Below are 20,181 nucleotides of genomic sequence, written 5' to 3'. Positions count from 1 at the left end.
AAATTAAGACGAAAGATCACTCAATTACTTCTTGTCAGCGGCAACAACCTGTTGCAGCCACTGAGAAAATTCTTTGCCCAGGCTGGCATGGCGCATGCCGTATTCCACGAAGGCCTGCATGTAACCCAGTTTGTTACCGCAGTCATGGCTCACGCCTTTCAGGTGATACGCTTCCACCGTTTCCTGCTGCATCAGCATTTCGATGCTGTCAGTCAGCTGAATTTCGTCGCCGGCGCCCGGAGGCGTTTTCGCCAACAGCGGCCAGATATCGGCGGAGAGGACATAACGACCGACAATCGCCAGGTTGGAAGGCGCTTTCTCCGGAGACGGCTTCTCGACCACGCTGACCATCGGCGCGCTTTCGCCCGGATGCAATTCGACGCCCTTACAGTCGGCTACGCCGTAGTTGCCAACATCTTTATGCGGCACAGGTTCAACCATGATCTGGCTGATGCCGGTGGTTTCGAAGCGCTGCAGCATGTCGTGCAAGTTGTCTTTTTTCGGATCGGCACTGTATTCGTCAAGGATCACGTCCGGCAACACCACCGCGACCGGCTCATCGCCCACCATCGGGTAGGCGCACATAATCGCGTGCCCCAAGCCTTTGGCATTCCCCTGGCGGACTTGCATCACGGTAACGCCCTTCGGGCAGATTGACTGCACTTCATCGAGCAGTTGACGCTTGACGCGTTTTTCCAGCATCGCTTCCAGTTCAAAACTGGTATCAAAATGGTTTTCGATCGAGTTCTTGGAGGAGTGGGTGACCAGCACAATCTCGTTAATCCCTGCCGCAATGCACTCATTGACGACGTATTGGATCAGCGGTTTATCAACCAGCGGCAACATTTCTTTCGGAATGGCTTTGGTGGCCGGCAACATCCGCGTACCCAAGCCTGCAACCGGGATCACGGCTTTTCTGACTTTGCGATTTACAGCAGGCATTATTTCCTCTCTTAAAGCTGAAGCGCTCATTTTATGAGCTTGGGCTCGATATAAAAAAACCTTCGGAGTATACCAGCTTATGCGCGCCTGGCATTAACCAGAACACAAATAGAAAACATTTAGGACTATTACCCGTTCTGATAATCGGGAGAAAAAATAAACGGTTTAATTACCGATAAGTGAATAGCTTAAGATATCGCCGATCAACGTCCATTATTCGGCGCTGAGCATCAGCCGCAATCGGCCGCCGCTGCCCCATACCTGACATTGCCAGGCCGTACAGCGTTGACTGATCTGGTTCATGTAGGTGGCGCCCAGCGTGCCCAGCGGCACGCCGTTGCTCAGCTGAATTTGATTGTCGCCGGTATTGACGTTGGCATGCAGCCCGGCGGAAACCAGAATCAGGTTTTTATTTTCGGCGTGATAATATCCCAGCAACAGCGGGAATTGGCCCTCTAATTTCCCCTGCCGCAATAATTGATTAACCTGCTTTAACAATGCCGACATTTGCGGCAGGCGATGTTGTTGATTAGCCAGATGGTCTTGCAGCAACCCATTAAATAATGCGCGCAACAGCAGCGCCGCCAATACGCCATTATCACCGGCGCGCGTGACGTCCAGGCAATAGAACGCCAGGTCTTTTTCTGACAATGCCGCGATATCCAGCACCAGCCCGGGATTTTCGCCCGTGGTTAACTGGCGATAGTTGATCCGGCAATGCGCAATGGTTTGCTGCACCGGCGGCTGCAATTGCTTAAGCAGTTTGACGGCTTCGGAAGGATTCTTGCTCAGCGCGTCCCAATCCTGAAACAGCTCAACCTCTTCAATCGCCTGGGAGGTAAACATATTGGGGTATAAACACGCCAGCACCGCCTCACGCAGGCGATTGAGATCGGTCAGCGGCTTCAGCAGCACATCTTGTACGCCCAAACGCAGCACCTTGGCGATGTCCGCCATCTTGTCGGTAGCCGAGATCACCAGCACCGGGATCTGCAGCCCCTGCAGACGCAGGTGTTCAACGAATTCGATGCCGCCCATTTCCGGCATCGCGAGATCGCACAGAATCAGATCCGGCTTGAAGTCATCGACGGCACTCAGCGCCTGTAAACCGTTGGTCGCCTCGCCGGTTTCAGCGCCCAGCGAGGTCAGATAACCGACCAGCACGGAACGAAAAACCTGTTCGTCCTCAACGATCAAGATACGCTTGTGAGTGAGTGGTAATGCCATCAGCCGAGCCTCGTCCCTTTCCATAGTGTAATAGTGGCTCAAAAAGGTCACTTATGCTCGTCTGAAACAGACCAACCGCGCATTGCCAACCAAGAACCGCGAATTATCTATTTTTTATCAACGGCAACAACCGATCCAGTTGTTTTTCAACCGCCAGCAACCCCGCCTCGATCGCTTCATCGGCGCGGTGGAAATCCAGCGTTGAGATCTGCGGGCAAAAAGGCTGGATCAAAACGTCCGGCGGATCGCTCGCCATCCGGTTGCGCTTCAGGCGATTTTCCAGCATTTGAATCGACGTGCTCATAATCTCCATCGCCGTCGGCGCCGTCGTCGGTTTGCGCTTGCGCATTCTGCCGACGCGCTCCCGCAGGCGCCCGCGCCAGGTCTCCGCAGGCGTATCGTCCGGGCGTTCGTCCTCGCCGCGTATCGAGAACAGATCCTGCTGCATCAAATGCGCGTCATGCTGCAGATCGACCGCAATGACAATATCGGCGCCCAGCGCCCGGCAGAGCGACACCGGTACCGGATTGACCACCGCGCCGTCCACCAGCCAATAGCCGTCGGCCCACACTGGCGCCAATAGGCCTGGCATGCTGCAAGAAGCGCGCACCGCCTGATGAATATCGCCTTCGGTCAGCCACAGTTCGCGGCCGGTGCTGAGATTGGTCGTCACGGCGCCGAACTTCAGCGCACATTCGGCAATATCATTGATCTTCAACAGTTGCCCGACGGCAGTGAACACCCGATCGCCGCGCAACAAACCGCCGCGCTGCCAGGAAAAATCCATCAGACGAATGACGTCCCAATAGCTGAACGACCGCACCCACTGCTCCATCACCGGCAAACGGTGACTGGCGAATGCCGCCCCCACCAACGCACCGACAGAGCAGCCGGCAACGATATCGACCTCAATCCCCAGTTTCTTTAACGCGTTGATCACGCCGATGTGCGCCCAGCCTTTAGCCGAGCCCGCCCCCAGCGCCAGTCCGATCTTGATTTGCCGCATAGCGCCATCCTCTCGGTAAAAGGTGTTCTCTGCTTTCAGGGTAGATTGTCACTGACGAATATTGTTAGGTAACATATGCGCTAAATTCATTTTCAGCCTCGTTTTCTCAGGAGTTATTTTGCCCGAATCATGCCCATGCGGCAGCGGACTGGCGTATAACGCGTGCTGCGCCCCTTTTATCAGCGGCAGTCAGCCGGCGCCGACGCCCGGCCAACTGATGCGTTCACGCTTCACCGCCTACGTGAATCATAACGTCGACTATCTGATCGCCACCTGGCACCCCGACTGCGGTGCCGAAGCATGGCGCAATGCGATCGTCGACAGTTTCAAAAACACCGAATGGCTGGGCTTGACGATCGTCGAGGAGCAAACCGGCCATGAGCCGGACGAAGGCTTCGTCGAATTCATCGCCCGCTTCACCGATGGCGAAAGCGGCGAGCCCCAGGCGATGCATGAGCGCTCACGCTTCCTTCGTCGCGATCAACGTTGGTATTATATCGACGGCAGCAAGCCCCAGCCCGGCCGAAATGCGATATGTCCCTGCGGCTCAGGGAAAAAATATAAGAAGTGCTGCGGGCGCTAGCCGGCCGGCGCTTCACGTTAACGCCTGCGCAGACAGGCCGTTCAGTATCAGACAGGATCCTCAAACCCATGCCACACCAAAATGTACAACGAAAAGTGTTACGCACCATCTGCCCGGACGCCAAAGGGCTGATCGCCAAGATCACCAACATCTGTTACAAGCACGAGCTCAATATCGTCCAGAATAATGAGTTCGTCGATCACCGCACCGGGCGTTTCTTCATGCGCACCGAGCTGGAAGGCATTTTCAACGACAACACGCTGCTGGCCGATCTGGACAGCGCTCTGCCGGAAGGTTCGCTGCGTGAGTTGCACAGCACCGGACGTCGGCGCATCGTGGTGCTGGTCACCAAAGAGGCGCACTGCCTGGGCGATCTGTTGATGAAAAGCGCCTATGGCGGCCTCGACGTTGAGATCGCCGCCGTAATCGGCAACCACGACACGCTGCAAACGCTGGTGGAGCGTTTCGATATTCCTTTCCATCTGGTGAGCCACGAAGGATTGACGCGCGAACAGCACGACCGCGAAATGACGGCCAAGATCGATCAATATCAGCCGGATTACGTGGTGTTGGCCAAATATATGCGCGTGCTGACGCCGGCCTTCGTGCAACATTATCCGAATCAGGTGATCAACATTCACCATTCGTTCCTGCCGGCGTTTATCGGCGCGCGGCCTTATCACCAGGCCTACGAACGCGGCGTGAAAATCATCGGCGCCACGGCTCACTACGTTAACGACAATCTCGACGAAGGCCCGATCATCATGCAGGACGTGATCCACGTCGATCACACCTATTCCGCCGAGGATATGATGCGCGCCGGCCGCGACGTAGAGAAAAACGTGCTCAGCCGAGCCCTGTATCAGGTGTTGGCGCAGCGCGTCTTCGTCTACGGCAATCGCACCGTTATTCTGTAATCGCTCAATAAATCGGTGCATTTCGTTCAGGGATGCACCGCCAAGAATAAAAAAACGGCAAACGATTCATTTTCTGCATTTCAATGCTTTACACATCCGCTTCATTTGATATGATGCGCCCCGCTTACCGAGACAGCGCTCTCGCAAGCAAGGCCAGTTAAATAGCCATGTATATGGTGGGGTTCCCGAGCGGCCAAAGGGAGCAGACTGTAAATCTGCCGTCACTGACTTCGAAGGTTCGAATCCTTCCCCCACCACCATCTTCTCTCTGTTGATGAACTTGAAGCGAAAGCTGAAATATCATTAAACGCCGGGGGGGAGGATGAGAAGCTTCGACAAGGTTCGAGCCGAGCGCAGCGAGACAACGCGCTTTAGCGCGGTAATCCTTAGAAGCACACAATAGGAATTTAGCCCATTCCTTAAAAAATCAGCAAATCCATGAATACCATGGTGGGGTTCCCGAGCGGCCAAAGGGAGCAGACTGTAAATCTGCCGTCACAGACTTCGAAGGTTCGAATCCTTCCCCCACCACCATCTCTTACAGAAAATCCCAAAACCGAATTAAAAGCACATCGCATCCATAATGCTCCGTATTGGGGAAGGATGAGAAGCTTCGACCAAGGTTCGAGTCTCACGCAGTGAGACAACGCGCTTCAGCGCGGCCCGCAGGGTGAGTCGCGCAGCGACGAATCATCCTTCCCCCACCACCATCCCTCGCAGAAAATCCCAAAACCCACTTAAAGCACATCGCATCCAACACGTTGCATCCAATGTTCTCGTATCAATAAATCAAGTTATCTCCCCTTATTAACCGCTTCCATCCAGACGTTTTATTTCTCTCCTCCGCCCGTAACTTGAACTCCGGCCGACAATTCGCTATACCACTGGCTTCTTTAGTGCAGTAAGGAACAGGTGGATGCGAAACAATATTTGCGTTTTTTGTGGCGCCAGCGAAGGTGTCAATCCCGCTTATGCCGAGCAGGCTCGCCAACTGGGGCAATTGCTGGCCGCACAGGGACGCCGTTTAATCTACGGCGGCGGCAAAAAAGGACTGATGGGGATTGTGGCGGACGCGGTGTTGGCGGCGGGCGGTGAAGCTGTCGGCATTATCCCCGAGCGCCTGGTTGAAGCGGAAACGGCGCATCGCGGCCTGACTGAATTGGAAGTGGTGCCAGACATGCATACGCGCAAAGCCCGTATGGCGGCGCTGGCGGACAGTTTTATCGCCCTGCCCGGCGGCATCGGCACGCTGGAAGAGCTGTTTGAAATCTGGACCTGGGGGCAAATCGGGTATCACAACAAACCGGTCGGCCTGCTGAACGTCAACGGTTTCTACCGCCCACTGAGCCAGTTCCTCGAACACGTCGCCGATCAGGGCTTCATGCGCCACGACTATCTCGGTACGCTGCACATCAGCGAATCGGCGCAAACGCTGCTGCAACAGTTTGACGACTATCAACCCAAAAATTACGACCGCTGGGCGAAATAATGCCGGCTGCGCAGTCAGCGGGCTCGCCGCTGTCTGCGTTACATTTCCCGCCAAACTCTGCTACTATCACAGCACATTTTTCTCGTGAAAACGGCACCGCTCATGAAGTTTGTCTCTTTTAATATCAATGGACTGCGCGCGCGTCCGCATCAGCTGGCGGCAATTATCGAACAGCACCAGCCCGACGTGATCGGTCTGCAGGAAACCAAAGTTCACGATGACATGTTCCCATTGGAAGAAGTCAGCCAGCACGGCTATCACGTGTTCTATCACGGGCAAAAAGGCCATTACGGCGTGGCGCTGCTGACCAAAGCGGAGCCCCTGGCCGTGCGCCGCGGCTTCCCGACCGATGAAGAAGACGCGCAGCGTCGCATCATCATGGCCGATCTGGCTACGCCGCAGGGCACGCTGACGGTGATCAACGGCTACTTCCCGCAAGGTGAAAGCCGCGACCACCCGATCAAATTCCCGGCTAAAACACGCTTTTATCAGGATCTGCAAAACTACCTGGAGCAGCAGCTGTCGGCGGAATCCCCGGTGCTGATCATGGGCGACATGAATATCAGCCCCAGCGATTACGATATCGGCATCGGCGAAGACAACCGCAAACGCTGGCTGCGCACCGGTAAATGCTCCTTCCTGCCGGAAGAGCGCGAATGGATGGATCGCCTGCTGAACTGGGGCCTGGTCGATACCTACCGCCACGCCAACCCGGGGCGCAACGACGAGTTCTCATGGTTCGACTACCGCTCCAAAGGGTTCGACGACAACCGCGGTCTGCGTATCGATCTGCTGCTGGCCAGCACCCCGCTGGCTTCGCGCTGCATCGCCACCGGCATCGATTACCAAACCCGCGGCATGGAGAAACCTTCCGACCATGCGCCGGTCTGGGCGGAATTTACGCTGTAACCCCATCACCCCGGCGTCCGCCGGGGTTTTACTCTGTGAAGCCAATGAAAATTATCGACGTGGTAGCCGCCATTCTGGAAAAAAATGGCCGCATTTTGCTGGCCCAGCGCGGCGCAGACAGCGATCAGGCCGGTCTGTGGGAGTTTCCCGGCGGCAAAGTTGAGCCGGGTGAAAGCCAACCGCAGGCGCTGGCGCGCGAACTGGATGAAGAATTGGGGATTTGCGCCCGTATCGGCAACTATGTGGGCTGCAATCAGTGGCAGCAAGGCGAACGCCTCATCCGGCTACACGCCTGGCGAGTCGCGGAGTTCTCCGGTGAATTGCAGCTGCATTGTCACTCAGCGCTGGTGTGGGTCACGCCGCAACAGGCGCAGGAATATACCCTGGCCCCGGCCGACGTTCCACTGCTGGCGGACTATATCGCCGCGCAAGGCGATGCACGCTGAGCGCGGCGATAGGTTACATGGTCACTTCTTCAATCGCACCCAAATCAAGGGGTTGGTGCCGATGGTGTTAGGCTCACGCACGCACTGCAGCACTTCTCCTTCGACTTTGAGCACCGCGCCTTCGGAATAGTTTTGATTCTGGTAGACGCAACAGCGGTTGCAGGGTTGCGCCGGTGGCGAATTGGCGCCGTTTTTCGCCGTCCCCCAAATCTCCGGCGAAACCGGCAACACCACGTCCACATCGCCCCGGTTGGCGGCCGCCAGGCCGCAGTAGGCCAGGGCAGCGGCAGCCAGCACCCCATTGAGTCCGTGCTTCATTCACTCTTCTCCTGCGCCTTGCCGGCGCTTTTCCTGCGTTTTTTGCCTCCGCTGGAAGGCGGCGGCGGCAACCCACGGAACGCCATGCTCGCCCGGCTCTGCTTGGCCTGATAAATCAGCTCTTGCAGCGTGCCGACCAACGGCTGCATAAAGTCCTGATAACGGCAGGATTTCTCGCTGATTTGCGTCAGCGTTGCCTCCCAGTTTGCCGTCATATCAGGACGCGCAGCAAGATCCGGCAGCGAGTGAATCAACGCGCGCCCGGTTTCGCTGGAGTGAATATAGCGTCCCTTCTTGTACAGAAACGCCCGTTTGAACAGCAATTCGATGATCCCCGCTCGCGTCGCTTCCGTACCTAAACCATCGGTCGCCCGCAGGATTTTCTTTAGCGCTTTATCTTGTACGAAGCGCGCAATGCCGGTCATGGCCGACAACAGACTGGCGTCGGTAAACGGCCGCGGGGGCTGCGTCTGGCGCTCCACCACCTCACCGCGCTCACACAGCAGCTCATCATCTTTAGCCACCACCGGCAGCGGTGCGCCTTCGTTTTCTTCGTCGCGCTCCTTGCTGCCCAGCAGCGTACGCCAACCGGCTTCCGCCAGGAAACGCGCCTTGGCGATAAATTTGCCGCCGGCGATATCCAGCTCAATCACGCATTTGCGGAATACCGCATCCGGACAAAACTGCATCAGATACTGGCGCGCCACCAGCCCATACACGTTCCGTTCATCCTGAGTCAGATTAATCTTGCCGGCACGGGCGGTGGGAATGATAGCGTGGTGCGCATCGACTTTTTTATCGTCCCAGCAACGGTTGCGGCGATCGCTGTCGATCACCGGCTGCGGATACAGCTCAGGCTGGTGCACGCTGATGGCGTTCAGCACCGCGTGACGGCCGGCGAAATGTTCTTCCGGCAGGTAGCGGCAGTCGGAACGCGGATAGGTGATTAATTTATGGGTTTCGTACAACCGCTGGCAAACGTCCAGCACCTGTTGGGCGCTGAGGTTATAACGCCGGGCCGCTTCGATTTGCAGCGTGGAGAGCGAAAACGGCAGCGGCGCGGTATCTGATTCCCGTTTATCGTTATAGGACGTGACCAGCGCCGGCTGGCCCTCGATGCGCTTGACCACGTGCTCCGCCAACGGCCGGTGCAGCAAGCGCCCCTCTTCGTCCTGATAAGGCTCGCACGACTCGCTGGGCTGCCACAGCGCCACGAAACGCTCTTCTTTCGGCGTAACGATGTGCGCCTTGACCTCAAAGAAGTCTTTCGGCACGAAGTTTTCGATCTCTTCATCGCGCCGCACCACCAACCCCAGCACCGGCGTCTGCACCCTGCCCACCGACAACACGCCGTCATAACCGGCGTTGCGGCCCAGCAGCGTATAAGCGCGGGTCATATTGATGCCGTACAGCCAGTCGGCGCGTGAGCGCGCAAGGGCGGACACGCACAGCGGGATGAAGTCACGGTTGTCGCGCAGGCGTTCAACCGCGCGTTCCACCGCCTGCGGGTTGAGATCGTTGATCAGACAGCGGCGCACGTTCTGGCGTTTTTCCGGCGTCAGACCCAGGTAGTCCAGCACCTCATCCACCAGCAGTTGCCCTTCGCGATCCGGGTCGCCGGCATGAACCACTTCATCGGCTTCAAGCAGCAACTTTTTAATGGCGTTGAGCTGTTTACTGACCGACGGCCGCGGCTGCAACCGCCATTTTTCAGGAATGATCGGCAGATCCGCCAACGACCAGCGCGCATAGCGGCTGTCATAAGCGTCAGGCTGAGCCTGCTCCAACAGGTGGCCGACGCACCAGGTCACCACATCGTTGTTGCCGCAGGCGATATACCCGTCGCCGCGGCGATGCGGCTTGGGCAATACGTCGGCAATGGCGCGCGCCAAACTCGGTTTCTCGGCTATGAACAGTCGCATTATTCACCGTTTTTCTGGCTGAACGTCATCAAGAATTCTCTTACTTCTGCATAGTTCCCACGGAAGACAATCCGCTGGGCTTTCTTTTCCAACTGATAGCAATACATCGGATCGTAGTACTGCTGCAACAGGGGCGCCAGCCACTCGCGGTGCGCCTCGCCCTGGCCGCTGAGCCGCTGTGTCCGCAGCGCCGCTTCCAGTCGTTGCGTTAGCTGCTGGAAGCGTTCCAGCCCCAGGCGGCGGCGTATGGCGAACAGGCCGTGGTGCAGATAGTCGTCGTACTGTCGCCAGCCCTCTTCCATGCCATAGGCCTGTTCGAACTGTTCGCGCATGCCGTCGATATATTCCGCCTGCAAACGCGCCAGGCGAATGTCGAACGGATCGTCGATCACCGCCACCGGCGCCTGCTGCATCCCATTGAACAACGGCAGCGGCAAATTGTTGCTGCCGATGATCCGCCCTTCGTCTTCCAGCACCCAACGGCGGCTGCCACCATGCTGTTTTTTCAGCAATAACACAGCCAGACGATTCTCAAAATCGATCTGCGAGCTCTGGCCCGCCAGCGTTCGACCAAAAGATGAACCGCGATGGCGCGCCGCGCCTTCCAGATCGACGCCGTCGGCCAGTTCGTTGACCAGCAACGTCTTGCCGCTGCCGGTATTGCCGCCCACCAGGGCCATCGGCAATGCTGCGCTTTGCGCCAGCACGCCGAGCAAATAATTGCGCAGCGCCTTATAACCGCCAATGATACGCGGGTACTCGACGCCGGCCTCATGCAGCCATTGCTGCACCAGCTGCGAGCGCAGACCGCCGCGGAAGCAATAGAGATAGCCTTCGGGCCGCTGCGCACAGGCCGCCAGCCAGGCGGCGGTGCGCTGTTCGCGCAGTTTGCCGTTCACCAGACTGTGGCCGAGCGCTATCGCCGCTTGCTGCCCATACTGTTTATAGCAGGTGCCCACCGCCTGCCGCTCGCTGTCGATCATCAGCGGCAGGTTCAGCGCCTGAGCGAAGGCGCCCTGCTGAAACTCGATCGGCGCGCGCACGTCAATCAGCGGCACGTCCTGCAGGAAAATGCGTTGGTAATCGTCGCTGTCCGGCCTTCCTTGCATGTTGGACACTACACGACCTCGATCAGCGGCTTATCGGCCGATGCCACATGCAGCTCGCCAATGGCGTTGAGCGTAATGCCATGCTGTTCGGCAATCGCCAGCACCTGCGCTTCCGCCTCCGGCAATACCGCCAACAGCAAACCGCCGGAGGTCTGAGGATCGCACAGCAACTGGCGCTGCAGATCGCTCATCTCGCCCACCAGATGGCCATAGCTGTCGAAGTTGCGCCCGGTACCGCCCGGCACGCAGCCCTCGGCAATATACGCCTCGACGTCCGGCAGCTTCGGCACCCGATCGAACCAGACCGTCGCCTGCAGGCCGGAACCCTGACATACCTCGCTCAGGTGGCCCAGCAGGCCAAAACCGGTGATGTCGGTCATCGCCGTGACGCCCGCCACCTCGGCAAAGTCGGCGCCCGGCTTGTTAAGGCGGCACATCACGTCCGTCGCCAGCCCCTGATGCTCGGGGCGCAGCTTGCTTTGCTTCTCGGCGGTCGTCAGCACGCCGATGCCCAGCGGCTTGGTCAGATAGAGTTTAGCCCCGGCCTGCGCGGCGCTGTTCTTCTTCACCCGCTCGGTATTGACCACGCCGGTGACCGCCAGGCCGAAGATAGGTTCAGGCGCATCGATGGAGTGGCCGCCGGCCAGCGCGATCCCCGCCTGCTGGCAGGCGAAACGCCCACCGTCGATCACCTGCTGCGCCACCTCCGGCGGCAGTTTGGCGATCGGCCAGCCGAGAATGGCGATCGCCATGATCGGTTTGCCGCCCATGGCGTACACATCGCTGATGGCGTTGGCGGCGGCGATGCGGCCGAAATCGAACGGATCGTCGACGATCGGCATGAAGAAGTCGGTGGTGCTGATAATGCCGACGCCGTTGCCGATGTCATATACCGCCGCGTCGTCGCGGGTTTCATTGCCGACCAACAGACGCGGATCGACAAATTTCTCCCGCTCGCTGTGCAGGATGGTTTCGAGAACTTTCGGTGAGATTTTGCAGCCGCAGCCAGCGCCATGGCTGTACTGGGTTAAACGGATCGCTGGCGATGTCATAGTCCACTCCCTTCGATAACGGCACTCAAGATAACATAGGGTAGCGCTTGCCGAGGGGATTGATAAGAGCGGGCCGCCGATAAGCGAACGGCCTGCTCAGAAACCATGCAATTTTGCGGGGTTTGGCGCATTTTCGCCGCGCCCCGTCGGATAATACTTAGAAATAGCTGACGAAAGGCGTGCTGTCCGGCGGCGTCACTTTAGTGGCGGCCTTCAGCTGCGGCGTGCCCAGATAGAGGAAACCGACGATCTCGTCCTGCTCGCGGCAACCGAAGGCTTCACGCACCAGCGCATGCTCGGTCCAGGCGCCGGTGCGCCAGATGCCGTTAAAGCCCTGCGCCAGCGCCGCCATCTGCATCGCCTGCACGGCGCAACCGGCGGAAACCACCTGCTCCCAGCGCGGCACCTTGGTCTCTTCAGTGCAATGCGCGATGACGGTGATGATCAGCGGTGCGCGGAACGGCGCCTTGGTGGCTTTTTCGATCGCCGCTTCATCCAACTGATCCTGCTTCGCCGCCGCCTGCAGCAGCTGACTGAAACGCTCCAGGCCCTGATTCTCGATCATCACGAAACGCCACGGCTGCAGCGCGCCGTGATCGGGCGCGCGCAGGCCCGCGTTGATGATGTTTTGGCGCACTTCCCCCGCCGGCGCCGGTTCCGCCAGGCGCGAAGCCGAGCGACGATTCAATAAAAGATCCAGAGCATCCATCGTAAACTCCTGATAACAATTTTCATTCCGGCCACGTTAACATAGCTAAACGGCGAGTTACAGCCTCGGCGATAGCGTCTGTGTGCCACGATTTAAAGCTGACATTTACCCGGCCGCTCATTAGGATAGCGGAACATTCTCGACTCTTGTTGGAGAGCACATGCGCACATTGTGGCAAATTATTGCCGGCATTTTCCGGTGGACATGGCGTCTGCTGAATTTTATCAGGGAACTGATCCTTAACCTGTTCCTGGTCCTGCTGATCCTGGTTGGGGTCGGCATCTATCTGTCCTTCCAAAGTTCCTCCACCTCGACGGCCCCGGCGCGCGGCGCGCTGTTGGTCGATTTAAGCGGCGTGGTGGTCGATCAGCCTTCGGTAAACAACCGGGTGCGGCAATGGGGGCGTGAACTGTTGGGCGCCTCCAGCAGCCGCCTGCAGGAGAACTCGCTGTTCGACGTGGTAGACAGCATCCGCAAGGCCAAAGACGACAAAAACATTACCGGCATGGTGTTGCAGCTGAATGACTTCGCCGGCGCCGATCAGCCGTCGCTGCGCTATATCGGCAAAGCGCTGCGCGAATTCCGCGACAGCGGCAAACCGATCTTCGCCATCGGCGACAGTTATAATCAAACGCAATACTACCTGGCCAGCTACGCCAACAAGGTCTACCTGTCGCCGCAGGGCGCGGTCGATCTGCACGGTTTCGCCACCAACAACCTGTATTACAAGTCGTTGCTGGACATGCTCAAGGTCACCACCAATATCTTCCGCGTCGGCACCTATAAATCGGCGGTCGAACCGCTGATCCGCGACGACATGTCCCCGGCGGCGCGCGAAGCGGACAGCCGCTGGATTGGCGGTCTGTGGCAGAACTATCTGGAAACCGTGGCGGCCAACCGGCAGCTGACGCCGCAGCAGCTGTTCCCCGGCGCCGCCGGCGTGCTGAGCGGCCTGCAGGCGGCAGGCGGCGACACCGCCCGCTATGCGCTGGACAATAAGCTGGTGGACGAGCTGGCGTCGCGCACCGCGATCGAAAATCAGCTGGTCAAAACCTTCGGCTGGGACAAACAGGCGAACGATTTTAACGCCATCAGCATCTACGACTACCAGCCGAAACCGGACGCCAACCAGGGCGGCAAGATCGCCGTGGTGTTCGCCAACGGCGCCATCATGGACGGCCCGCAGACGCCGGGCAACGTCGGGGGCGACACCACCGCCGCCGAGCTGCGTCAGGCACGTCTGGATCCGGCCGTCAAAGCCGTGGTGTTCCGCGTCAACAGCCCTGGCGGCAGCGTCAGCGCGTCCGAAGTGATCCGCTCCGAGCTGGCCGCCGTGCGCGCCGCCGGCAAACCGGTGGTGGTGTCGATGGGCGGCATGGCCGCGTCGGGCGGTTACTGGGTTTCGACGCCGGCCGACTACATCATCGCCAGCCCGAGCACGCTGACCGGCTCCATCGGCATTTTCGGCATCATCAATACCTACGAGAAAACCCTGGATACGCTGGGCGTGCACACCGACGGCGTGGCGACATCGCCGCTGGCCGATATCGCGGTCACCAAGGCGTTGCCGCAGGAGTTCTCGCAGATGATGCAGCTGAATATCGAAAACGGGTATAAGAACTTCCTCGATCTGGTCGCCAAATCACGCAAGATGACCCCGCAGCAGGTTGACCAAATCGCGCAGGGCCACGTGTGGCTCGGCAGCGACGCCAAGGCCAACGGCCTGGTCGATCAGTTGGGCGATTTCGACGACGCGGTGAAGAAAGCCGCTGAGCTGGCGAAACTGCAACAGTGGCAGCTCGACTGGTTCGTCGACACCCCGAGCCTGAGCGATATGGTGCTCAGCCAGTTCGGCGTTTCCATTCACGCCATGCTGCCGGCGGCGATTCAGGCCATGCTGCCTGCCCCGCTGGCCTCGGTCGCCAATGCGGTGAAAGAGCAGCCGGGTTTGTTCAATAACTTGAACGATCCGCAGAACCGCTACGCGATCTGTCTGACCTGCGGAGAAGTCCGCTAACAAATAATTCTGCAGCCCGGCCTCCGCCGGGCTTTTTTTCTGCCGCCATGTCCCTATAATTCAGCCCATCTTATCTTTGTTAAAATCATAACCATGCAAAAGAAATCCATTTACGTCGCCTACACCGGCGGCACCATCGGCATGCAGCGTTCCGAGCACGGCTATATTCCGGTTTCCGGCCACCTGCAGCGTCAGCTGGCGCTGATGCCGGAATTCCATCGGCCGGAGATGCCGGATTTCACCATTCATGAATACGCGCCGCTCATCGATTCCTCGGACATGACGCCGGAAGACTGGCAGCACATCGCCGACGACATCAAACAGAACTACGATCGCTACGACGGCTTCGTGATCCTGCACGGCACCGATACCATGGCGTTCACCGCCTCGGCGCTCTCCTTCATGCTGGAGAACCTGGCCAAACCGGTGATCGTCACCGGCTCGCAGATTCCCCTGGCGGAGCTGCGCTCCGATGGCCAAACCAATCTGCTGAATGCACTGTACCTGGCGGCCAACCATCCGGTGAACGAAGTCAGCCTGTTCTTCAACAACAAGCTGTTCCGCGGCAACCGCACCACCAAAGCGCACGCCGATGGCTTCGACGCTTTCGCTTCACCCAACCTGCCGCCGCTGCTGGAAGCCGGTATCCACATTCGTCGCCAGCACGGCATCGACAGCCCGGTTTGCAACGGCGCGCTGCAGGTACATGACATCACGCCGCAGCCGATCGGCGTGGTCACTATCTATCCGGGCATTTCCGGCGCGGTGGTGCGTAACTTCCTGCTGCAGCCGGTCAAGGCGCTGATCCTGCGTTCCTACGGCGTCGGCAACGCGCCGCAGAAGGCCGAGCTGATCGACGAGTTGCGTGCGGCCTCCGAACGCGGCATCGTGGTGGTCAACCTGACGCAGTGCATCTCCGGGCGCGTCAATATGGAAGGCTACGCCACCGGCAACGCGCTGGCGCACGCCGGGGTGATCAGCGGTTTCGACATGACGGTGGAAGCCGCTCTGACCAAGCTGCACTACCTGTTGAGCCAGCCGCTGACGCCGGAACAAATCCGCGCCCTGATGCAGCAAGATCTGCGCGGCGAGCTGAGCATCAACGGTTAATCGACTGAACTCTGGAGCGGCGATGAAAACGGCCCTGTTGTTGATCGATCTGCAAAACGACTTCTGCCCCGGCGGCGCGCTGGCGGTCGCGGAGGGCGACGCCGTCATCCCGGTCGCCAATCAGGCGATCGCCGCCTGCCTGGCGCGCGGCGAACCGGTGGTGGCCAGCCAGGACTGGCATCCCGCCAATCACCGCAGCTTTGCGGTGAACTCCGATGCGCAGGTCGGCACCCTCGGTGAGCTGGAAGGCCTGCCGCAGGTATGGTGGCCGGTGCACTGCGTACAAGGGAGCCTCGGCGCCGATTTTCATCCCCAGTTACAGCGGCAACACATCAATGCCGTCTTTCGCAAAGGGCAAGATACGAACATCGACAGCTACAGCGCGTTCTTCGATAACGGCCACCGTGCGCAAACCGAACTCCACGGCTGGCTGCAATCGCAGGGCGTCCGGCGGTTGGCTGTCATGGGCCTGGCGACCGACTACTGCGTGAAGTTCAGCGTGCTGGATGCACTGGCTGCCGGCTACCCGACGCAGGTGATCGTCGATGGCTGCCGCGGCGTGAATCTGCAACCGGACGACAGTGAGCGAGCGCTGCAGGACATGGCGCGCGCCGGCGCGCAGCTAGTTACCCTGTCACAATTTCTCGCCAATTAAATCCTGCCGGGCGCTATCGGCGCCCTCTCTGGGCGGCGGCGAAAATATCGACGCCGCTCACAATGCTGTTTTTCTTCTCCTCCAGCCGCTTGTGACCGGCAGGCGCTTTTGCTGTTATGGCAGCGACGCTTTTGGCGTCAATCGGTTATACGCATCCGGGGCCCGCTGAGCCCGGCTTTATTGTGACCGCTACTGGCGGTACGGTCGGCCTTGCCGATCCCAAGGAGACAAACATGAAAATAACCCGAAAACTGCTGCCTTTGCTGGCAGCGGTGCAGTTGGCTATCGCCGGTACCGGCGCGGCTCAGGCGGCCTATCTCTCCGTCGGCTACTTCAACGGCGGCGGCGACGTCACCGCCGGCCCCGGTGGTGACATCGACAAGCTGGACGTGACGCAAATCACCCACCTCAACTATTCGTTTGGCCTGATCTACAACGACGAGAAAGACGAAACCAATGCGGCGCTGAAAGACCCTGCTCGCCGCCACCAGATCTACCTGTCACCGAAAGTCACGGCCGATCTGCAACGTCTGCCGGTGCTGCGCAAACAGAACCCCGAGCTGAAAGTGCTGTTGTCGGTCGGAGGCTGGGGCGCACGCGGTTTCTCCGGCGTCGCCGCCACCGCGGAAAACCGGGCGATTTTCATTCGCTCCGCGTTGCAGGTGATCGAACAGTACCGGCTGGATGGGATCGATCTGGACTGGGAATACCCGGTAAACGGCGCCTGGGGTTTGGTGGAAAGCCAACCGGCAGACCGCGACAACTTCACCCTGCTGCTGAAAGAGCTTCATCAGACGCTGGGTAAAGGCAAACTGTTGACCATCGCCGTTGGCGCCAACGTCAAAAGCCCACGTGAATGGGTCGATGTAAAAAATATTGCGCCCTACCTCAATTACATCAATCTGATGACCTACGACATGGCTTACGGCACGCAGTACTTCAATGCCAACCTGTACGATTCAACGCGTTGGCCAACCGTAGCCGCCGCCGATCGCTACAGCGCCGATAACGTGGTAAAGCATTATCTGGCCGCCGGTCTGAAACCGGCGCAGATGAACCTGGGTATCGGTTTCTACGGCCGGGTACCGAAACGGGCGACCGAGGCGGGCATCGACTGGGACAAACCGGATGCCGCCAACCATCCGGTGACGCAGCCTTACTTCAGCGCGCGAGAAATCGCCCTGTTCCGCACGCTGGGATTGGATCTCAGCAAAGACACTTATTTTAAATACCGCGATATCGTCAACAAATTGCTCAACGATCCGCAGCAGCGTTTCCGCGAGCACTGGGATGACGACGCCAAAGTGCCATACCTGACGCTGCAATCCGCCGAAGGCAAGCCGCTGTTCGCCATTTCGTACGAGAACCCGCGTTCGGTGGCCATCAAGGCCGATTATATTAAAAGCCAGGGATTGGGCGGTGCGATGTTCTGGGAATACGGCGCAGACGACAACAACCGGCTGGCGCAGCAGCTGGCGGAATCGCTGGGCATAAAGGGCGAGAAACGTTGAATCGACGGGGCGATGGCGACATCGCCCCGCTTTAGGGGGGGAGCCTTACTGCGGCTTGAGTTTCACCAGCGGCTCGGCAACGAACTGCTGCTTCAGCTCTTGTTTGCTCTTCATCACGATCTGCCCGTCGGTGCCGATGCTCATATGCTGCGGATCGACGTTGTTCATCGACTGCCACAGCATCACCGCCTGCAGGCTGTTTTCCTTTTGCTCCGGCGTCAGCGCCACGCCGTCCGGCCATTTGCCCAGTTCAACCGCCTGCACCAGGCGTTGGTATATCTCGGGCGTCATCGCCGCAATCAGATCTTTCACGTCCATCAGGGCCCTTCTCGCTTACGGAAGAATAATTAGCTGAATCGATTTTGTTGGTTAAATTACCGCTTAACCGGCCGTTTGATCGCCATTTTCGCCATCGGTGAAACTCAGCGAGGCGGAATTGACGCAGTAACGGTCACCGGTCGGCTGCGGGCCATCGGGGAATACATGCCCCAGGTGCGCGTCGCAGTGGCCACAGCGGATTTCAACACGATGCATATTATGTGAATTATCATCAAGATAACGGATTGCATCGGCGGAAACCGGCTCGTAAAAGCTGGGCCAGCCGCAGCCGGAATCGTATTTGGTTTCGGAATAGAACAGCGGCTGGTTACAGCACAGACAATGGTACACGCCCTCACGCTTGTTATGCAGCAATTTGCCGCTAAACGGCGCTTCGGTGCCACGCTGTTGCGTGACATAACGTTGGATTTCATTCAGTTCCGTGACCGGATGAGCGGGGGTTGTCTCTTTAGCCATTTGTGCTTATCTCTGAATGTGGATAATGTCAACGAAAACAATGATTAATAATAACAAAAAATTAACACCGCTGCAGGGGTTTTTGGCCTAAACTGTAGCCCATAAAGGCCACGTCACGATGATATGTGATAGCGATCACACATCTTGCGTATGCTGACTTTATACTTGGCGGCTTGTCCCCATATAACGGATGAGGCCGAGCGCAAATGGACTGTGCAATAAGCGTGCAAAACCACCCTTCCGGTTTGACTTGCCGCAAGTATTGACACGATTCCGCTTGACGCTGGGTAAGGTTTTTGTAATTTTACAACCAACCTTTTATTCACTAACAAATAGCTGGTGGAATATATGACTATCAAAGTAGGTATCAACGGTTTTGGCCGTATCGGTCGCATTGTTTTCCGTGCTGCTCAAGAGCGTTCTGACATCGAGATCGTTGCAATCAACGACCTGTTGGACGCAGAGTACATGGCTTACATGCTGAAGTATGACTCTACTCACGGCCGTTTCAACGGTACGGTAGAAGTTAAAGACGGCCACCTGGTTGTTAACGGCAAAACCATCCGTGTTACCGCAGAGAAAGACCCGGCTAACCTGAAGTGGAACGAAGTGGGCGTTGATGTGGTTGCTGAAGCGACCGGTATCTTCCTGACCGACGAAACCGCACGTAAACACATCACCGCCGGCGCTAAAAAAGTGGTTCTGACTGGCCCATCCAAAGATGCGACCCCAATGTTCGTTCGCGGCGCCAACTTTGACAAATATGCCGGCCAGGACATCGTGTCCAACGCCTCTTGCACCACCAACTGCCTGGCGCCACTGGCTAAAGTCATCAACGACAACTTCGGTATCGTTGAAGGCCTGATGACCACCGTTCACGCCACCACCGCGACTCAGAAAACCGTTGATGGCCCGTCTCACAAAGACTGGCGCGGCGGCCGCGGCGCATCCCAGAACATCATCCCTTCTTCTACCGGCGCAGCGAAAGCGGTTGGCGTGGTTCTGCCAGAACTGAAAGGCAAACTGACCGGCATGGCGTTCCGCGTACCGACCCCTAACGTGTCCGTTGTTGACCTGACCGTTCGTCTGGAAAAAGCGGCTACCTACGAAGAAATCAAGAAAGCCATCAAAGACGCCGCTGAAGGCTCTATGAAAGGCGTTCTGGGCTATGTTGAAGACGACGTGGTTTCCACCGACTTCAACGGCGAAGTGCTGACTTCCGTGTTCGATGCCAAAGCCGGTATCGCACTGAACGACAACTTCGTGAAACTGGTTTCCTGGTACGACAACGAAACCGGCTACTCCAACAAGGTTCTGGATCTGATCGCTCACATCTCCAAGTAATGGCATGATGTTAAGCTGATAATGAGGGCGACATTTTTTTGTCGCCCTTTTTTTACCCGTCATCTTTCGAGTCACAGCGTTGTTCGCTGCACACACTCACCTCAGTCACTGTCTAAGCAT

General features: G+C 58.1%; 20 protein-coding genes, 2 tRNA genes and 1 other RNA gene. 13 read left to right on the top strand and 10 right to left on the bottom strand.

What is annotated here, in order from left to right; all coding sequences use genetic code 11:
- Window positions 1-24 precede the first annotated feature (24 nt).
- The 3 genes from galU to rssA form a co-directional block, all read right to left on the bottom strand.
- Entirely contained in the window at window positions 25-942 is a 918-nt protein-coding gene (gene galU / locus ACJ8M3_RS04350) for a UTP--glucose-1-phosphate uridylyltransferase GalU (RefSeq protein WP_033650221.1), read from the bottom strand.
- Window positions 943-1,155: 213 nt separating this feature from the next.
- A complete protein-coding gene (gene rssB / locus ACJ8M3_RS04345; RefSeq protein ID WP_042784707.1) occupies window positions 1,156-2,169 on the bottom strand; it encodes a two-component system response regulator RssB in 1,014 nt (337 codons plus the stop codon).
- Window positions 2,170-2,272: 103 nt separating this feature from the next.
- Window positions 2,273-3,175, bottom strand: coding sequence for a patatin-like phospholipase RssA (gene rssA / locus ACJ8M3_RS04340; RefSeq protein ID WP_089191886.1), 903 nt, complete (start codon window positions 3,173-3,175; stop codon window positions 2,273-2,275).
- Window positions 3,176-3,293: 118 nt separating this feature from the next.
- On the opposite strand from rssA, the gene ACJ8M3_RS04335 reads away from it, so the two are divergent.
- The 8 genes from ACJ8M3_RS04335 to ACJ8M3_RS04300 all read left to right on the top strand — a co-directional run bounded on the left by ACJ8M3_RS04335 (window position 3,294) and on the right by ACJ8M3_RS04300 (window position 7,519).
- Window positions 3,294-3,758, top strand: coding sequence for a YchJ family protein (locus tag ACJ8M3_RS04335; RefSeq protein ID WP_033643306.1), 465 nt, complete (start codon window positions 3,294-3,296; stop codon window positions 3,756-3,758).
- Window positions 3,759-3,826: 68 nt separating this feature from the next.
- Window positions 3,827-4,675: a formyltetrahydrofolate deformylase gene (gene purU, locus ACJ8M3_RS04330; protein WP_004932187.1), complete on the top strand. Its 849-nt coding sequence runs from the start codon at window positions 3,827-3,829 to the stop codon at window positions 4,673-4,675.
- 175 nt (window positions 4,676-4,850) lie between these two features.
- Window positions 4,851-4,935: transfer RNA gene (locus tag ACJ8M3_RS04325), tRNA-Tyr, on the top strand.
- A gap of 189 nt (window positions 4,936-5,124) precedes the next feature.
- Window positions 5,125-5,209: transfer RNA gene (locus ACJ8M3_RS04320), tRNA-Tyr, on the top strand.
- Window positions 5,210-5,257: 48 nt separating this feature from the next.
- A non-coding RNA gene (locus ACJ8M3_RS04315) (RtT sRNA) lies at window positions 5,258-5,385 on the top strand.
- Window positions 5,386-5,591: 206 nt separating this feature from the next.
- Window positions 5,592-6,164 carry a TIGR00730 family Rossman fold protein gene (locus ACJ8M3_RS04310; protein ID WP_004932190.1) on the top strand — a complete coding sequence of 191 codons (573 nt, stop codon included), beginning with the start codon at window positions 5,592-5,594 and terminating at the stop codon, window positions 6,162-6,164.
- A gap of 102 nt (window positions 6,165-6,266) precedes the next feature.
- On the top strand, window positions 6,267-7,073 hold the full coding sequence (xthA, locus tag ACJ8M3_RS04305) for an exodeoxyribonuclease III (protein ID WP_004932192.1): 807 nt from the start codon (window positions 6,267-6,269) through the stop codon (window positions 7,071-7,073).
- A 44-nt stretch (window positions 7,074-7,117) separates the two neighbouring features.
- Window positions 7,118-7,519 (top strand): pyrimidine (deoxy)nucleoside triphosphate diphosphatase, encoded by a 402-nt coding sequence (locus ACJ8M3_RS04300; RefSeq protein WP_033643307.1) that lies wholly within the window; start codon window positions 7,118-7,120, stop codon window positions 7,517-7,519.
- A gap of 21 nt (window positions 7,520-7,540) precedes the next feature.
- Here the strand turns inward: ACJ8M3_RS04300 and ACJ8M3_RS04295 are convergent, their stop codons facing one another.
- From ACJ8M3_RS04295 to ACJ8M3_RS04275, 5 genes are all read right to left on the bottom strand, one after another.
- The gene (locus ACJ8M3_RS04295) at window positions 7,541-7,837 is read right to left on the bottom strand and encodes a YnjH family protein (RefSeq protein WP_033643308.1); all 297 of its coding nucleotides are present in this window, start codon (window positions 7,835-7,837) and stop codon (window positions 7,541-7,543) included.
- The gene (locus ACJ8M3_RS04290) at window positions 7,834-9,759 is read right to left on the bottom strand and encodes a DNA topoisomerase III (RefSeq protein ID WP_185742213.1); all 1,926 of its coding nucleotides are present in this window, start codon (window positions 9,757-9,759) and stop codon (window positions 7,834-7,836) included. Before ACJ8M3_RS04290 ends, ACJ8M3_RS04295 begins: the two co-directional genes overlap by 4 nt.
- On the bottom strand, window positions 9,759-10,868 hold the full coding sequence (mnmH, locus tag ACJ8M3_RS04285; protein ID WP_089197698.1) for a tRNA 2-selenouridine(34) synthase MnmH: 1,110 nt from the start codon (window positions 10,866-10,868) through the stop codon (window positions 9,759-9,761). Before mnmH ends, ACJ8M3_RS04290 begins: the two co-directional genes overlap by 1 nt.
- A gap of 8 nt (window positions 10,869-10,876) precedes the next feature.
- The gene (gene selD, locus ACJ8M3_RS04280) at window positions 10,877-11,920 is read right to left on the bottom strand and encodes a selenide, water dikinase SelD (RefSeq protein WP_072627528.1); all 1,044 of its coding nucleotides are present in this window, start codon (window positions 11,918-11,920) and stop codon (window positions 10,877-10,879) included.
- A 157-nt stretch (window positions 11,921-12,077) separates the two neighbouring features.
- Window positions 12,078-12,629, bottom strand: coding sequence for an NAD(P)H nitroreductase (locus tag ACJ8M3_RS04275; protein WP_004932204.1), 552 nt, complete (start codon window positions 12,627-12,629; stop codon window positions 12,078-12,080).
- A 160-nt stretch (window positions 12,630-12,789) separates the two neighbouring features.
- Between ACJ8M3_RS04275 and sppA the strand changes: the two genes are divergently transcribed.
- The 4 genes from sppA to ACJ8M3_RS04255 all read left to right on the top strand — a co-directional run bounded on the left by sppA (window position 12,790) and on the right by ACJ8M3_RS04255 (window position 17,922).
- Complete coding sequence (sppA, locus tag ACJ8M3_RS04270; protein ID WP_033643311.1) at window positions 12,790-14,646, top strand: signal peptide peptidase SppA; 1,857 nt, start codon at window positions 12,790-12,792, stop codon at window positions 14,644-14,646.
- Window positions 14,647-14,739: 93 nt separating this feature from the next.
- Window positions 14,740-15,756, top strand: coding sequence for an asparaginase (gene ansA / locus ACJ8M3_RS04265; protein ID WP_033643312.1), 1,017 nt, complete (start codon window positions 14,740-14,742; stop codon window positions 15,754-15,756).
- A gap of 22 nt (window positions 15,757-15,778) precedes the next feature.
- Entirely contained in the window at window positions 15,779-16,411 is a 633-nt protein-coding gene (pncA, locus tag ACJ8M3_RS04260; protein ID WP_089197126.1) for a bifunctional nicotinamidase/pyrazinamidase, read from the top strand.
- A 233-nt stretch (window positions 16,412-16,644) separates the two neighbouring features.
- A complete protein-coding gene (locus ACJ8M3_RS04255) occupies window positions 16,645-17,922 on the top strand; it encodes a glycoside hydrolase family 18 protein (RefSeq protein WP_089197127.1) in 1,278 nt (425 codons plus the stop codon).
- 45 nt (window positions 17,923-17,967) lie between these two features.
- Here ACJ8M3_RS04255 and ACJ8M3_RS04250 read toward each other — a convergent pair whose 3' ends face one another.
- Entirely contained in the window at window positions 17,968-18,240 is a 273-nt protein-coding gene (locus ACJ8M3_RS04250) for a YeaC family protein (protein ID WP_004932218.1), read from the bottom strand.
- Window positions 18,241-18,303: 63 nt separating this feature from the next.
- The gene (msrB, locus tag ACJ8M3_RS04245) at window positions 18,304-18,717 is read right to left on the bottom strand and encodes a peptide-methionine (R)-S-oxide reductase MsrB (RefSeq protein WP_033643315.1); all 414 of its coding nucleotides are present in this window, start codon (window positions 18,715-18,717) and stop codon (window positions 18,304-18,306) included.
- Window positions 18,718-19,065: 348 nt separating this feature from the next.
- Between msrB and gapA the strand changes: the two genes are divergently transcribed.
- Complete coding sequence (gene gapA / locus ACJ8M3_RS04240) at window positions 19,066-20,061, top strand: glyceraldehyde-3-phosphate dehydrogenase (protein WP_004932222.1); 996 nt, start codon at window positions 19,066-19,068, stop codon at window positions 20,059-20,061.
- The last annotated feature ends 120 nt before the right edge of the window (window positions 20,062-20,181 follow it).

The sequence above is a fragment of the Serratia sp. CY55921 genome (genome assembly GCF_052167655.1).
GTDB classification, from domain to species: domain Bacteria; phylum Pseudomonadota; class Gammaproteobacteria; order Enterobacterales; family Enterobacteriaceae; genus Serratia; species Serratia ureilytica.
The sequence above is the reverse complement of the archived record's forward strand: the minus strand, read 5'-3'. Positions and strand labels throughout refer to the sequence as shown.

Excerpts from the sequence above, each read along its gene's own strand:
- galU (WP_033650221.1), bottom strand. The coding sequence starts at position 942 with ATGCCTGCTGTAAATCGCAAAGTCAGAAAAGCCGTGATCCCGGTTGCA.
- rssB (WP_042784707.1), bottom strand. The coding sequence starts at position 2,169 with ATGGCATTACCACTCACTCACAAGCGTATCTTGATCGTTGAGGACGAA.
- rssA (WP_089191886.1), bottom strand. The coding sequence starts at position 3,175 with ATGCGGCAAATCAAGATCGGACTGGCGCTGGGGGCGGGCTCGGCTAAA.
- purU (WP_004932187.1), top strand. The coding sequence starts at position 3,827 with ATGCCACACCAAAATGTACAACGAAAAGTGTTACGCACCATCTGCCCG.
- ACJ8M3_RS04310 (WP_004932190.1), top strand. The coding sequence starts at position 5,592 with ATGCGAAACAATATTTGCGTTTTTTGTGGCGCCAGCGAAGGTGTCAAT.
- xthA (WP_004932192.1), top strand. The coding sequence starts at position 6,267 with ATGAAGTTTGTCTCTTTTAATATCAATGGACTGCGCGCGCGTCCGCAT.
- ACJ8M3_RS04300 (WP_033643307.1), top strand. The coding sequence starts at position 7,118 with ATGAAAATTATCGACGTGGTAGCCGCCATTCTGGAAAAAAATGGCCGC.
- ACJ8M3_RS04295 (WP_033643308.1), bottom strand. The coding sequence starts at position 7,837 with ATGAAGCACGGACTCAATGGGGTGCTGGCTGCCGCTGCCCTGGCCTAC.
- ACJ8M3_RS04290 (WP_185742213.1), bottom strand. The coding sequence starts at position 9,759 with ATGCGACTGTTCATAGCCGAGAAACCGAGTTTGGCGCGCGCCATTGCC.
- mnmH (WP_089197698.1), bottom strand. The coding sequence starts at position 10,868 with ATGCAAGGAAGGCCGGACAGCGACGATTACCAACGCATTTTCCTGCAG.
- selD (WP_072627528.1), bottom strand. The coding sequence starts at position 11,920 with ATGACATCGCCAGCGATCCGTTTAACCCAGTACAGCCATGGCGCTGGC.
- ACJ8M3_RS04275 (WP_004932204.1), bottom strand. The coding sequence starts at position 12,629 with ATGGATGCTCTGGATCTTTTATTGAATCGTCGCTCGGCTTCGCGCCTG.
- sppA (WP_033643311.1), top strand. The coding sequence starts at position 12,790 with ATGCGCACATTGTGGCAAATTATTGCCGGCATTTTCCGGTGGACATGG.
- ansA (WP_033643312.1), top strand. The coding sequence starts at position 14,740 with ATGCAAAAGAAATCCATTTACGTCGCCTACACCGGCGGCACCATCGGC.
- pncA (WP_089197126.1), top strand. The coding sequence starts at position 15,779 with ATGAAAACGGCCCTGTTGTTGATCGATCTGCAAAACGACTTCTGCCCC.
- ACJ8M3_RS04255 (WP_089197127.1), top strand. The coding sequence starts at position 16,645 with ATGAAAATAACCCGAAAACTGCTGCCTTTGCTGGCAGCGGTGCAGTTG.
- ACJ8M3_RS04250 (WP_004932218.1), bottom strand. The coding sequence starts at position 18,240 with ATGGACGTGAAAGATCTGATTGCGGCGATGACGCCCGAGATATACCAA.
- msrB (WP_033643315.1), bottom strand. The coding sequence starts at position 18,717 with ATGGCTAAAGAGACAACCCCCGCTCATCCGGTCACGGAACTGAATGAA.
- gapA (WP_004932222.1), top strand. The coding sequence starts at position 19,066 with ATGACTATCAAAGTAGGTATCAACGGTTTTGGCCGTATCGGTCGCATT.